Genomic DNA, 12,510 nt, shown 5'->3' with positions numbered 1-12,510 from the left:
CCGGCAAGCGGTGGCTACCGGCAGGCAACGATTCGCGACGGATGCGCGCGTATCAGGTGCGGCGCTTCGCTGCGCATGGACGGCGCGGTGGCTGGCTCCCCCAGCCCATCCGGCGTGCGATGAAGCCATCGCCAAGCGTCCATTGGCGATGGAATGCAGCGGCTACGTGCAGCACCACCAATGCCAGCAGCAACCACGCGCCGTAGACATGCACGTACCAGGCAAGGGCACGCCCGGTCTCGTCTTCGGGGGGCATGAAGAAGGCGGGCACTTCCCAGCCGCCCGGCAGGTGCCGGTCCGCCCCCATCCATACCCAGATCACGTGGCCGCTGATCGGCAGGAGCAGGACCAACACATACAGCGCGGCATGCACACCTGACCGCACGCGCTGGCGCCAGCGGGGCTCATCGCGCTGCACTGCCGGTGCGTGCAGTGTCAGGCGCAGCACAAGGCGCAGGGTCATCAGGCACAGGATCACGATGCCCAGTGGGAAGTGGACGGCGAGCAGGCGGCCGGCGATGGCAGGCGGCACCGCGTGCTCGGCCGCCAGGCCCAGGCCGAGCTGCAGCATCAGCAGCGCCGCCAGCAGCCAATGCAGCACGCGCAACGCCAGCGGATACCGTTCGACGGCCGATGCGTTCATGCCGGACATGCCGGATAGCCGGGAATGTTCTGGCCGGTCACGATGTCGCGGCGGGCCTGCCAGCCACCGGGAACCTTTGCAGGGGTGACGATGCCGCTGCCACCCCGGCGAAGGTCGGCCTTGCGTGCGACGGCGGCGGTAAGGTGGGGATCATCGCTGAACAGCACATCGTCGATGTAGTACAGCGCACAGCCGGGCTCGATGATGTACAGGTGGATGTGTTGCGGCATCCGCGTTCCCGGGTAGCTGCCCGGGCGTATCGTGTCGAAGCGGTAGCTCCCGTCCGATGCCGTGGTGGCCCAGCCGCGCAGCCGGCCATGACGGCGGACACCGGGGTCGGGATCACTGCGTTCGCCCGGGTAGATGCCGTCGCGGTTGGTCTGGTGGGCATACACGATCACGCCCGCGCGCGGCCGCCCGCGTGCATCGCTTACCCGGCCCTGCAGGCGCAGCCGTTCGCCCGGCTCGGTGTCTGGTGCCAGGCGCATCACGACGGGCGGAGCGTCGGGCAGGCCGATCAAGGCGACCTCGCAGTCTTCGCAGGGCAGGCCGACCACCGGGGGCAGGCCGGCATCGGCGCGGGCGCAAGCGGCCAGCAGCATCAACAAGGCACCGCCGCGCACGCTGAGGAGCACGGGACCGGCCAGTGGGAAAGGGGAGCAGGGCATGACGGTTCTCCGGAGCGGCATGTCGATCAGGAGCGTTCGCCCGATGAAAGCGTTAACCGTCGTACACGTGTTAACGCTTCGGCCCCGGCTACCCTCTTGATCCAGGTCACCCCCGCCCCCCAAGGACATGAAGCCCGCGCTTGCGCCACAGGACATCGCACGGCAGGTGCAGGACGCCCGGCGCGGATCGCAGGCAGCCTACGCCTGGCTGTACCGCAGCTTCGCGCCACTGGTGCATGCCATCCACCTGGGCGCGGCGGCGCGTGCGCGGGTGGACGACCTGACCCAGGAAACCTTCGTGCTGGCATTCGCCCGGCTGGACCAACTGCGTGAACCGGAGCGTTTCGGGCCATGGATCGCGATGATCGCGCGCCGCATGCGGCCGGCGGCAACGGTCGAAACCGTGGCCATCGGCGACTGCGCCGATCCGCCCTGGGGTGGCGTCGGGCCGGAATCGATGGCCCAGGCCGGCGAGGCACTGCAGGCCATCCGCGCGTTGCCGCTGGCTTATCGCGAGACACTGATCCTGCGCCTGGTCGAAGGCCTGAGTGGCGCGGAGATCGCCGCGCTCACCGGGCTGACGCCGCAGTCGGTCCGGGTCAACCTGCACCGCGGCATGGGCCGGCTGCGCGAGGCGCTGGGCATCGTGCAGCGGCCGGAGGAGAACAACGATGGTGGATAGGCCAGACCCGCTGTGGGACCCGGCGTTGCCGGGTGACGACGAACTGGTGCGGCTTGAAGCGCTGCTGGGCCGCTACCGGCATGTGCCGGCCGAAGGACAGGCCTGGGCGCTGCCCCCCACATCGCGCGCGCCGCGCTGGCGGCGGCCTGCCCTGGCGATGGCCGCGGTGCTGGTGGCCTGTGCGGTCGGGATCGCGGCGTGGCTGCCGTGGCGGCTGCAATGGAGCGAGCACCACGACTGGGCGGTTGAAACCGACGCCCCGGCGCTGCCGCGCACGCTGCGGGTCGGACAGACGCTGGCGACCTCGGCAGGGGAAACCGCCACCGTCCAGGTGGCCCGCATCGGCCACATGCAGGTGTTGCCGGGGACACGGGTCCGGCTGGTCGACACGCGCGCCGGGCATCACCGCCTGGAATTGCTGGACGGCCGCGTGCGTGCCCGCATCTGGGCACCACCGGGCTACTTCGGCATTGCCGCCGGTGATGCCGAAACCGTGGATCTGGGCTGCGCGTTCGAAATGCAGCGCAATCTCCAGGGCGAAGGCGACATCCGCGTGCTCAGTGGCTGGGTGATGCACCGCGTGCAGGGGCAGGAAACCCTGGTGCCGGCCGGCTCGCACCTGCGCTTTGATGCGTCGCGCAGCGGCATTCCGCTGGCCGAGACGGCAAGCGTCGCGTTCGCGGCACGGGTCGAGCAGTTGGACCTGGCAATGGCCAAGGGCGAGCGCGTGACCGGAGTCGAGGCGCAGGTGGCCGAGCGCGCGACCGACGATGATCGCTTCACCGTACTCACCCTGCTGACCCGCTACCCGGCGCTGGCGTCGGGGCCGCTGTATCCGCGTCTGGCAGCGATGTTCGGTGAAACGGTCCCGGATCCGGCCCACCGCCAGGCCTGGCAGCAGGGCAGCGTGCATGCCATGAACCGCTGGTGGGAGCAGGTGCCGCGGCCGCCGAAGGCATGGTGGCTGAATTGGCGCGACGCGTTGGGATGAGCCACGCGCTGTGACCTTCGGCCGATCCCGTTGCGGACCGGTATGCCCTACGCTCCCAAGCTGCGCCGCACGTGCCTGCGGCGCCTTTCCCTGTTTGGCCCGGAGATGTCCATGTCGTTTTACAAGCTTGTCCCGTTGTCGCTGACGGTCGCCATCGCCGCTTCGCTTGCCGCCTGCGGCAAGACCGAGGCTTCCGCCCCCCCGGCTGCCGACGCCAAGCCGGCGTTCGACGCGTCGCAGCTGAAGACCGCGCTGATCTCGCTCAACGCCGCCGACCTGGATCCGGCTGTGCAGGCCTGCGCCGACCTCAACGGCTTCGTCAACAGCAAGTGGCTGGCCGCCAACCCGGTGCCGGGTGACCAGGTGACCTGGGGCAGCTTCGAGATCCTGCGCGAGCGCTCGCTGGAAGTGCAGCATGCGCTGGTCGAGCAGGCCGCCAACGGCAAGGCCGCGGCCGGTTCGAACGAGGCCAAGATCGGCGACATCTGGAAGACCGGCAACAACGAGGCCGCGATCGAAGCGGCCGGCATCACGCCACTGCAGCCGGAACTGGACAAGATCGCCGCACTGAACGACACCGCCGCCATCGGCGGCTACCTGCGCGACAGTTTCGCGCGCGGCAATGGCGGGCTGTTCGCGCTGTATGCCAGCCCGGACTTCAAGGACTCGGCCAACGTCATCGCCTATGTCGGCCAGGGCGGGCTGGGCCTGCCGGAGAAGGGCTACTACTTCGACGAATCGCAGGCCGCGATCCGCGCGGCCTACGTGGCCTACATCGAACAGCTGCTGACCCTGTCCGGCGTGGATGCCGCGCAGGCCAAGGAGCAGGCCAATGCAGTGATGGCGTTTGAAACCCGCCTGGCCAAGGCCTCGCTGTCGCGCATCGAGCTGCGCGATCCGGCCAAGCGCTACAACCCGCTCAGTGCCGCCGACGCCGACAAGCAGACCCCGAACTTCAGCTGGACGGCGCTGTTCGACACGCTGCAGATCCCGGCCAAGGACAAGTTCTCGCTGGCACAGCCGGGTTTCTTCGCCGAAGTGAACAGCATGCTGGCCGACGTGCCGGCCAGCACCTGGCAGGCCTATCTGCGCTTCCACGCCGTGGATGACGCCGCACCGTACCTGAGCCGGAACTTCGAGCAGGCCAATTTCGACTTCTTCAGCAAGACCCTGCGTGGCCAGCAGGAAATGCAGCCGCGCTGGAAGCGCGTGCTGGAGGCCGTGAACGGCTCGATGGGCGAGGCATTGGGCCAGCTGTACGTGGATGCGGTGTTCCCGGCCGAGTCCAAGGTGGCCATGCAGCACCTGGTGGAAAACCTGTCGGTGGCGCTGAAGGCGCGGCTGGAAACGCTGCCGTGGATGGGCGAGGAAACCAGGAAGAAGGCACTGGAGAAGTGGGCCAGCTTCACCCCGAAGATCGGCTATCCGGACAAGTGGCGTGACTGGTCGGGCCTGGCCACCAATGGCGAGGACTACCTGGCCAACGTGCAGGCCGCGCGCGCGTTCAACTACCGCTACATGCTGGGCAAGATCGGCAAGCCGGTGGACAAGACCGAGTGGGGCATGACCCCGCAGACGGTGAATGCCTACTACAACGCCACCAAGAACGAGATCGTGTTCCCGGCCGCCATCCTGCAGCCGCCGTTCTTCGACGCCAAGGCCGACCCGGCCTTGAACTACGGCGGCATCGGCGCGGTGATCGGCCACGAGATGATGCACGGCTACGATGACTCGGGCAGCCAGTTCGCCGCCAACGGCAACTTCGACAACTGGTGGACCGATGCCGACCGCACGGCCTTCACCAGCCGCACCGACCAGCTGGTCGCCCAGTTCGATGGCTACGAGGCACTGCCGGGCGTGAACGTGAAGGGCAAGCTCACCCTGGGCGAGAACATCGGTGACCTCGGCGGCCTGACCGTGGCCTACGACGCGCTGCAGATGGCGCTGAAGGAGGACCCGAAGGCCAATGTGCCGGTGGACGGCTACACCCAGGACCAGCGCTTCTTCATGAACTGGGCCACGGTGTGGCGCCGCAACTTCACCGACGGCGAGCTGCGTGTGCGCCTGAACACCGATCCGCACGCACCGGCCAACTTCCGCGCCAACGGCGCACCGTCGAACATGCCCTCGTTCGCGGCCGCGTTCCAGTGCAAGGCCGGCGATGCGATGGTGCGCGCCGACGACAAGCGCGTGGTGATCTGGTAACCGGCACGCCAGCATGATGGCGTGAGTGGAATGAAGAAGGCCCGGCATTGCCGGGCCTTCTTTCGTCGGGTGACGTGTGGCGTTCCACTCGTGCGGTCTTCGTCGCGCAGATCGCCTCGACTGCAGGGGCATGCTGCGGGGTGATGCGCCGGGCGTCGAACTCAGCCGGCCTTTCCCAGCAGGCGCTCGGCCAACGCGCGCTCCTCCGTGCGCAGGGTGAGCACGCGCACGCCGCTGTCGGTGACCTCGACGGTGTGCTCGCATTGCGCGGACAACTTGCCGTCGCGGGTGGTGACGGTCCAGCCATCGTCGCTGCTGTCGATGGCGGCGCGGCCCTGGTTGATCATCGGCTCGATGGTGAAGGTCATGCCCGGCTCCAGCGCCAGGCCGGCGCCGCGATGGCCGTAGTGCAGCACCTGCGGCTCCTCGTGCATCTCGCGGCCAATGCCGTGCCCGCAGTACTCCTTGACCACCGAATAGCCGGCATCCTTGGCATGGCGCTGGATGGCGAAGCCGATGTCGCCCAGCGTCGCGCCGGGGCGCACGCTGGCGATGCCTTTCCACATCGCTTCGCGGGTGGCGTTGACCAGCCGGCGCGCGGCATGGCTGACCTCGCCGATCAGGTACATCTTGCTGGAATCGGCGATGTAGCCGTTCTTTTCCAGGGTGATGTCGAGGTTGACGATGCTGCCCTCGCGCAGGATGTCCGAGGCGGAGGGAATGCCATGGCAGACCACGTTATCGATGGAACTGTTGAGCACATAGGCAAAGCCGTATTGCCCCTTGCTGGCCGGGCGGGCCTTCAGTTCCTGCACGATGAAGCGCTCGACCCAGTCGTTGACCTGCAGGGTGCTCAGGCCTTCCAGCGGCAACCGGTCCAGCGCTTCGAACACCGATGCCAGCAGGCGGCCGGATTCGGCCATCAGGGCCAGTTCGTGGGGGTGCTTGATCATGGGCTGGGCGCCAACAACGGCGCGGGCCGGACCCCGGCCGCCGCCAGTTCCCGCGCCACCAGTTCCTGGTAGCTCAGGTGCGGGTTGAGCTCGCAGAGCATGCCGATGCGGATCCAGAAGCCGGCCTGGGCATTGATCGAACGCCCCGATACCGTGCTGGCCCGGCGGAGGTTGTCGTGCAGGTCGTCGTCGATGTTCACGATGCCCATGCGGGTCATCTCCTGTGAGGCTTATATGAAGTATATACGAATCATATATTCATTGTGACCGGCCATTGGTCAAGCGCCATGGCCATGACGGCGACCGCGCTTGCAGTACGCCGACAGCGGCAACACCGGTCGCATGCTATGGATGTCGCCATCCGGCGGCACAGGCGAATTCGGGGAGAGAGGGGGCAATGACGTTCGATCCTGGCAACTGGCAGGGCCTGCTGCAGTTGGGTGGCACGGTGCTGGTTTTCATCGCGCACCTGCTGACCGCGGCGCGGGCGTTGACCCGGCCGAACCGTGCGCCGGCGTCGCGCGCGGCTTGGGTGGCGGTGATCATGCTGGCGCCGCTGGTCGGCATGGTGGCCTACCTGCTGCTGGGCGAAACCAGCATTGGCCGTTCACGGTTCCGGCGCTTGCAGCAGGTGCGGCACAACATGAGCCGCCTGCACGAGGCCGACCCGGGACAGCCGGTGGCTGGCCCGGATGTCGCATTGGCCGACAACATCGCGCCCCTGTTCGAGCTGGCGCATTCGATCAACGGCTTCCACGTACAGGCGGGCAACCGCATCGCGTTGCTGGGTGCCGAGGGGAGCGCCGCCGATGATCCGGTGGCCGATTGCCGCGCCGCGATGGCGACATTGGTCGCCGACATCGATCGCGCCACCGAGAGCGTGCACATCGCCTTCTACATCTGGCTGGACGATGGCGCCGGCGGGCGGGTGGCCGATGCGGTCGCGGCGGCGGCGCGCCGGGGCGTGGCCTGCCGGGTGATGGTGGATGCATTGGGCTCGCGCGCGTTCATCGATGGCCCGCGCTGGCGCCAGCTCGCCGGGGCGGGGGTGGCGCTGCTCAGGACACTGGACGACGTCAATCGCCTGCAGCACATGGCCTTCAGCCGCATGGACCTGCGCGACCACCGCAAGATCGTGGTCATCGACAACCGCATCGCCTACTGCGGCAGCCAGAACTGCGCCGATGCCGAGTTCCGGGTGAAGCCGGCCTATGCGCCGTGGATCGACCTGCTGCTGCGCTGCGAAGGGCCGGTGGTGCGCCAGCTGCAGTACCTGTTCCTCAGCGGCTGGATTCCGGAAACCGGCGAAACCGCGATGGAGGGCTACGCGGCGCGGGGTGCGGCAGCCACCTTCGACCGTGGCAGCCGTGCGATGGCCTTCGAGACCGGGCCGATCACCCGCCACAACGCCATGGCCGACATGTTCGTGGCCTGCATCTACGCCGCGCGCCGCGAACTGGTGATCTCCACGCCGTACTTCGTGCCGGACGAATCCATCCTGCGCGCGCTGTGCGCGGCACCGCGACGGGGCGTGGCCACGCAGGTGATCTTCCCGGCGCGCAATGATTCCTGGCTGGTGGGACAGACCAGCCGCAGCACCTACGCCGACCTGCTGCAGTGCGGCGTGCAGGTGCACGAGTATCCATTGGGCCTGCTGCATGCCAAGTCGCTCACGTTCGACGGCGAGGTGGCGCTGGTCGGCTCGGCCAACATCGACCGCCGCAGCCTGGAGCTGAACTTCGAGAACAACCTGCTGATCGCCGATCCGGCGGTGGTTGGCGTGCTGCGCCAGCGCCAGCGGAAGTACCTGCAGGTGGCGACCCCGGTCAGCCTGTCGCAGGTGCGGCAGTGGCCGCTGCACGCACGGCTGGTGCAGAACGCGGTGGCGATGATGTCGCCGGTGCTCTAGGCCGGCAGTTCGCCCTGGCGCATCAGGCCCATGAATTCGCCGAACAGGCGGGGGTCGATGAGCCGGCCGCGTTCATTGGACAGCAGTTCGACGGCGCGCTGGGCCGGCATCGGCCCGCGGTAGGGACGCTCGGACGTCATCGCGTCGAAACCATCGACGATAGTGAGGATGCGCGATTCCATCGGGATTTCCTCGCCCTGCAGGCCATGCGGGTAGCCGCTGCCATCCCATGCTTCGTGGTGGTGGCGGATCAGCGTGGCCACCTGGCGGGCGTCGTCGCGGCCGGTGGCCAGGAACAGCCGCGCACCGCGTTCGGGGTGAGTGCGCATGGCCGACAGCCGTGGGTCATCAAGCTTGCCCGGGTGCAGCAGCACGTCATCGCGCACGCCGATCTTGCCCACGTCGTGGAAGCGCGCGGCCAGCACCAGATGCCCGAGGCGTTCCTCGTCCAGGCCGCAGTGGCGCCCCATCGCGTGTGCCAGCCGCGAGACGCGGTCGCAGTGGTGGTCGGTGTAGCTGTCGCGCTGGTCCAGCGCCGCGGCCAGCACGGTGATCGTGCAGGACGGGTCATCCGGCGGAAGGGACAGGCCCACGGGCGTGCTGATCGGCGACATGCGGTATCGGGCTGCGGGACAGGGCGCGGCGAAAGGGAAGGGGGGGCATTTTCCGCACGCCTCCCCTTTCACGCAAATTTCACGATTTTCCCCGTTCAGGAACTGCCGGGATGCAACGTGGTCAGCAGCGCCCGTGCCGCGTTGACGCGGTCCGCGCTCTCCGGCAACGGATGCTTGATGCGCAGCTTGTCCGGGCCGTCCATCTGGTAGAGCTTGGGCTGCTTCTGGATCAGCTGGATCACCGCCATCGGGTCGATGTTGGGCTGCGCCTCGAACACGATGCGGCCGCCGTTCTCGCCCAGTTCCAGTTTGCGGATGCCCAGCGTGTTGGCCTGCAGCTTCAGTTCGGCGATCGCGAACAGGTGCTTGACCGGGTCCGGCAGCAGGCCGAAGCGGTCGATCATCTCCACCTGCAGCTCGCGCAGGGCGAGGCTGTCGCGCGCGCTGGAAATGCGCTTGTACAGCGTCAGGCGGGTGTGCACGTCGGGCAGGTAGTCGTCCGGGATCAGGGCAGGTACATGCAGCTCGACCTCGGCGCCGCGCACTTCCTGTCCGCTGTCCAGGTCGGGCAGCTTGCCGGCCTTGATCGAGCGCACCGCGCGCTCCAGTAGCTCGGTGTACAGGCTGAAGCCGACCTCGGCCATCTGCCCGCTCTGGTCCTCGCCGAGCAGCTCGCCGGCGCCGCGGATTTCCAGGTCGTGCGTGGCCAGGGTGAAACCGGCACCGAGTTCGTCCATCGAGGCGATCGCTTCCAGGCGCTTCTCCGCATCAGGCGTCATCGAACGCTTGTCCGGCACCAGCAGGTAAGCGTAGGCGCGGTGGTGCGAGCGACCGACGCGGCCACGCAACTGGTGCAGCTGGGCCAGGCCGAAGCGGTCGGCGCGGTTGATGATGATGGTGTTGGCGTTGGGGATGTCGATGCCCGACTCGATGATGGTGCTGGCCAGCAGCACGTTGAAGCGCTGCTTCTGGAAATCCAGCATCACCCGCTCCAGTTCGCGCTCGGGCATCTGGCCGTGGGCCATGCCGATGCGCGCCTCGGGTACCAGCTCGGACAGCTCGCGCTGCATCCGGCCCATGCTTTCCACGTCGTTGTGCAGGAAGTACAGCTGGCCGCCGCGCGCGAGTTCGCGCTGGAACGCCTCGCGCAGCTGCGCGTTGTCCCAGGCGGTGATGAAGGTCTTGACCGCCAGCCGGTTCGGCGGCGGCGTGGCGATGATCGACAGGTCGCGCAGGCCGGCCATGGCCATGTTGAGCGTGCGCGGGATCGGCGTGGCGGTGAGCGTGAGCAGGTGCACGTTGGCGCGCATCGCCTTGAGGGCTTCCTTCTGGCGCACGCCGAAGCGCTGTTCCTCGTCGACGATGACCAGGCCCAGGTCCTTGAACTTCACGTCCGGCTGCAGCAGCCGGTGGGTGCCGACGATCACGTCGATGGTGCCTTCGGCCACCTTGTCCAGCTCGGCCTTGATTTCCTTGGTGCTCTTGAAGCGCGAGAGCACTTCCACCTTGAGCGGGTAATCGGCGAAGCGGTCGCGGAAGTTGCGGTAGTGCTGCTCGGCCAGCAGCGTGGTCGGCACCAGCACCGCCACCTGCTTGCCACCGCTGGCGGCGGCGAAGGCGGCGCGCACGGCGACCTCGGTCTTGCCGAAGCCGACGTCGCCGCAGACCACGCGGTCCATCGGCTGGCTGGATTGCAGGTCGCGCAGGGTGGCTTCGATCGCGGCCAGCTGGTCGGGGGTTTCCTCGAACGGGAAGCCGGCGGCGAACGGTTCGTACATGGCGCGGTCGATGTCCAGCGCCAATCCCGCGCGGGCCTGGCGGCGGGCCTGGATCTCCAGCAGCTCGGCGGCGACGTCGCGCACCTTCTCGGCGGCCTTGCGCTTGGCCTTGGTCCATTGCTCGCCGCCGAGCGAGTGCAGCGGCGCGGTTTCCGGCGAGGCGCCGGAGTAGCGGCTGATCAGGTGCAGCTGCGCGACCGGCACGTACAGGCGGTCGCCCTTGGCGTACTCGATGTCGAGGAACTCGCCTGGCATGCCGCCCACGTCCATCGCGATCAGGCCGCGGTAGCGGCCGACGCCATGGTCCTCATGGACGATGGGCGCGCCTTCGGTCAGCTCGCCGAGGTCGCGGATGATCGCTTCCGGCTCGCGCCCGGCACGGCGGGTCCGCCGTGCGTGGCCGGCCCGCTCGGGGAACAGCTGGCGCTCGGTGAGCACGGCCAGCGGCGGCTCGGTCAGGGCGAAGCCATCGTCCAGCGGCGCGACGGTGATGGCGAACCTGGCAAGCCCGTCTCCTTCCGGGAGGGCGGCGCGCTTGCTCTTGCCATTGGCACGCCCCCCCTCCGGCCCCTCCGGCCAGCTTCCGCCGAGCGGGGAAGGGAGAAACGCGGTGAAGTCCGCCACCACCGGCGGGCGCAGCTCGGCGGCCTGCAGGACTTCCAGCAGCGCCTCGCGGCGCCCCGGCGAGTCGGCGGCGATCAGCACCCGGCCGGGATAGTTGTCGATGAAGGACTTCAGTGCCTGGCCGGCGGGGGCATCCTTGGCGGCGACCGGCAGCGGCGGCAGCGGCTGGTCGCCCAGCGGCTGCGCCTCGGCGATGCGCGGATGGTCGGCCGGCCACACTTCCACGCGCGGCTGCTTGTTGAACTGCTCGCGCAGGTTGTCCGGCGACTGGTAGATCTCCTCCGGCGGCAGCAGCGGCCGGTCGATGTCGTGGCGACGCTGTTCGTAGCGGCTGCCGGTCTGCGTCCAGAACGCGTCGGAGGCCTCGGCCACGCCGGTACCGACCACGGTCAGGAAGCCGCTGGGCAGGTAGTCGAACAGGGTCGCGGTCCTGTCGAAGAATAACGGCAGGAAGTACTCGATGCCGGAGGGCAGCACGCCGGCCTTCAGGTCCTGGTAGAGCGGGCTGCGCCGGGTGTCGACGTCGAAGCGTTCGCGCAGCGCGGCCTGGACGCGCGCCAGGCTGGCTTCGTCCATCGGTACTTCGCGGCCGGGCAGCATCTTCACCGCGTCCACCTTGTCCAGCGAGCGCTGCGACTCGGGGTCGAAGGCGCGGATGGAATCGATGTCCTCGTCCAGCAGCTCGATGCGCAGCGGAGCCTCGGCGCCCATCGGGTAGACGTCGAGCAGGCCACCGCGCACGGCGAAGTCGCCCGGGTCCATCACCTGGCCGACGTTGCGGTAGCCGGCGCTTTCCAGCCGGCGCTTTTCCGCGTCCATGTCCAGGCGCTGGCCGACCTTCAGGTCGAAGCTGCCACCGACGATGTAGCTCAGCGGGGCCAGCCGTTGCAGCAGCGTCTGCACCGGCACCACCACGATGCCGCGGGTCAGCGTGGGCAGGTGGTGCAGCGCGGCCAGGCGCTGGGAAATGATGTCCGGGTGCGGGCTGAACTGGTCGTAGGGCAGGGTTTCCCAGTCCGGGAACGACAGCACCGGCAGCACGCCGGGACCGGTGCCGAGCAGGGTCTGCAGGTCGGCGACGGCCTGGTTGGCGCTCTGGTTGTCGCGGGTGACCAGCAACAGCGGCTTGCCATGCACATCCGCGGCACGGGCCACGTGCCAGGCCAGGGCGGTGCTGGATGCCGGGGCGCGCCACCAGGCGCGGAGCTGGCCCGGACGGGGCAGCGGCGGAATGGGGTAGGGGTGGGCTGACATGGACCGCCGATCTTAACAGACCACCTGCCGGGGACCGCCGCGACGGCGCTGTGGCGCAGGGGCATTCCGGACGACGCAGACGAAAAGGGCAGGCATCGGTTTGCCGATGCCTGCCCTACGGTTCGCGTGCGCGAAACCAGCTGCCTGGCGGGAAGGGGAGCGAGCGCTCGGCGCGTTCCCCCCGCCCTG

Annotated in this window: 10 protein-coding genes; 4 read left to right on the top strand and 6 right to left on the bottom strand. The window is 68.6% G+C overall.

What is annotated here, in order from left to right; all coding sequences use genetic code 11:
* Positions 1–52: 52 nt before the first annotated feature.
* Together ATCM_RS11320 and ATCM_RS11315 are read right to left on the bottom strand one after the other, a co-directional pair.
* Entirely contained in the window at positions 53–643 is a 591-nt protein-coding gene (locus ATCM_RS11320; RefSeq protein WP_165931169.1) for a cytochrome b/b6 domain-containing protein, read from the bottom strand.
* Positions 640–1,311 (bottom strand): hypothetical protein, encoded by a 672-nt coding sequence (locus tag ATCM_RS11315; protein WP_165931168.1) that lies wholly within the window; start codon positions 1,309–1,311, stop codon positions 640–642. The genes ATCM_RS11320 and ATCM_RS11315 overlap by 4 nt, the downstream gene beginning before the upstream one ends.
* Before the next feature lie 127 nt (positions 1,312–1,438).
* Here ATCM_RS11315 and ATCM_RS11310 point away from each other — a divergent pair, with 127 nt between their 5' ends.
* The 3 genes from ATCM_RS11310 (at position 1,439) to ATCM_RS11300 (ending at position 5,189) form a co-directional block, all read left to right on the top strand.
* Positions 1,439–1,993: a sigma-70 family RNA polymerase sigma factor gene (locus ATCM_RS11310; protein WP_132864625.1), complete on the top strand. Its 555-nt coding sequence runs from the start codon at positions 1,439–1,441 to the stop codon at positions 1,991–1,993.
* The gene (locus ATCM_RS11305) at positions 1,983–2,984 is read left to right on the top strand and encodes a hypothetical protein (RefSeq protein WP_132864624.1); all 1,002 of its coding nucleotides are present in this window, start codon (positions 1,983–1,985) and stop codon (positions 2,982–2,984) included. The genes ATCM_RS11310 and ATCM_RS11305 overlap by 11 nt, the downstream gene beginning before the upstream one ends.
* 111 nt (positions 2,985–3,095) lie before the next feature.
* On the top strand, positions 3,096–5,189 hold the full coding sequence (locus ATCM_RS11300; protein WP_132864623.1) for a M13 family metallopeptidase: 2,094 nt from the start codon (positions 3,096–3,098) through the stop codon (positions 5,187–5,189).
* 161 nt (positions 5,190–5,350) lie between these two features.
* Here ATCM_RS11300 and map read toward each other — a convergent pair whose 3' ends face one another.
* Together map and ATCM_RS11290 are read right to left on the bottom strand one after the other, a co-directional pair.
* On the bottom strand, positions 5,351–6,142 hold the full coding sequence (gene map, locus ATCM_RS11295) for a type I methionyl aminopeptidase (RefSeq protein WP_132864622.1): 792 nt from the start codon (positions 6,140–6,142) through the stop codon (positions 5,351–5,353).
* On the bottom strand, positions 6,139–6,351 hold the full coding sequence (locus ATCM_RS11290) for a ParD-like family protein (RefSeq protein ID WP_132864621.1): 213 nt from the start codon (positions 6,349–6,351) through the stop codon (positions 6,139–6,141). The genes map and ATCM_RS11290 overlap by 4 nt, the downstream gene beginning before the upstream one ends.
* Before the next feature lie 188 nt (positions 6,352–6,539).
* Here ATCM_RS11290 and cls point away from each other — a divergent pair, with 188 nt between their 5' ends.
* Positions 6,540–8,051, top strand: coding sequence for a cardiolipin synthase (gene cls / locus ATCM_RS11280; RefSeq protein ID WP_132864620.1), 1,512 nt, complete (start codon positions 6,540–6,542; stop codon positions 8,049–8,051).
* On the opposite strand, the gene ATCM_RS11275 is transcribed toward cls, so the two are convergent.
* Both ATCM_RS11275 and mfd read right to left on the bottom strand, forming a co-directional pair.
* A complete protein-coding gene (locus ATCM_RS11275; RefSeq protein ID WP_132864619.1) occupies positions 8,048–8,665 on the bottom strand; it encodes an HD domain-containing phosphohydrolase in 618 nt (205 codons plus the stop codon). The genes cls and ATCM_RS11275 overlap by 4 nt on opposite strands.
* Before the next feature lie 95 nt (positions 8,666–8,760).
* The gene (gene mfd, locus ATCM_RS11270; protein ID WP_132864618.1) at positions 8,761–12,321 is read right to left on the bottom strand and encodes a transcription-repair coupling factor; all 3,561 of its coding nucleotides are present in this window, start codon (positions 12,319–12,321) and stop codon (positions 8,761–8,763) included.
* Between the last annotated feature and the right edge of the window lie 189 nt (positions 12,322–12,510).

This window comes from Stenotrophomonas sp. ATCM1_4 (assembly GCF_004348115.1).
GTDB classification, from domain to species: domain Bacteria; phylum Pseudomonadota; class Gammaproteobacteria; order Xanthomonadales; family Xanthomonadaceae; genus Stenotrophomonas; species Stenotrophomonas capsici.
Note: the sequence above shows the minus strand (reverse complement) of the source record. Positions and strands in the feature narration are given on the sequence as shown.

Bases quoted from the DNA above. Each gene is read 5' to 3' on its own strand.
- ATCM_RS11320 (WP_165931169.1), bottom strand. From the start codon at position 643: ATGAACGCATCGGCCGTCGAACGGTATCCGCTGGCGTTGCGCGTGCTG.
- ATCM_RS11315 (WP_165931168.1), bottom strand. From the start codon at position 1,311: ATGCCCTGCTCCCCTTTCCCACTGGCCGGTCCCGTGCTCCTCAGCGTG.
- ATCM_RS11310 (WP_132864625.1), top strand. From the start codon at position 1,439: ATGAAGCCCGCGCTTGCGCCACAGGACATCGCACGGCAGGTGCAGGAC.
- ATCM_RS11305 (WP_132864624.1), top strand. From the start codon at position 1,983: ATGGTGGATAGGCCAGACCCGCTGTGGGACCCGGCGTTGCCGGGTGAC.
- ATCM_RS11300 (WP_132864623.1), top strand. From the start codon at position 3,096: ATGTCGTTTTACAAGCTTGTCCCGTTGTCGCTGACGGTCGCCATCGCC.
- map (WP_132864622.1), bottom strand. From the start codon at position 6,142: ATGATCAAGCACCCCCACGAACTGGCCCTGATGGCCGAATCCGGCCGC.
- ATCM_RS11290 (WP_132864621.1), bottom strand. From the start codon at position 6,351: ATGGGCATCGTGAACATCGACGACGACCTGCACGACAACCTCCGCCGG.
- cls (WP_132864620.1), top strand. From the start codon at position 6,540: ATGACGTTCGATCCTGGCAACTGGCAGGGCCTGCTGCAGTTGGGTGGC.
- ATCM_RS11275 (WP_132864619.1), bottom strand. From the start codon at position 8,665: ATGTCGCCGATCAGCACGCCCGTGGGCCTGTCCCTTCCGCCGGATGAC.
- mfd (WP_132864618.1), bottom strand. From the start codon at position 12,321: ATGTCAGCCCACCCCTACCCCATTCCGCCGCTGCCCCGTCCGGGCCAG.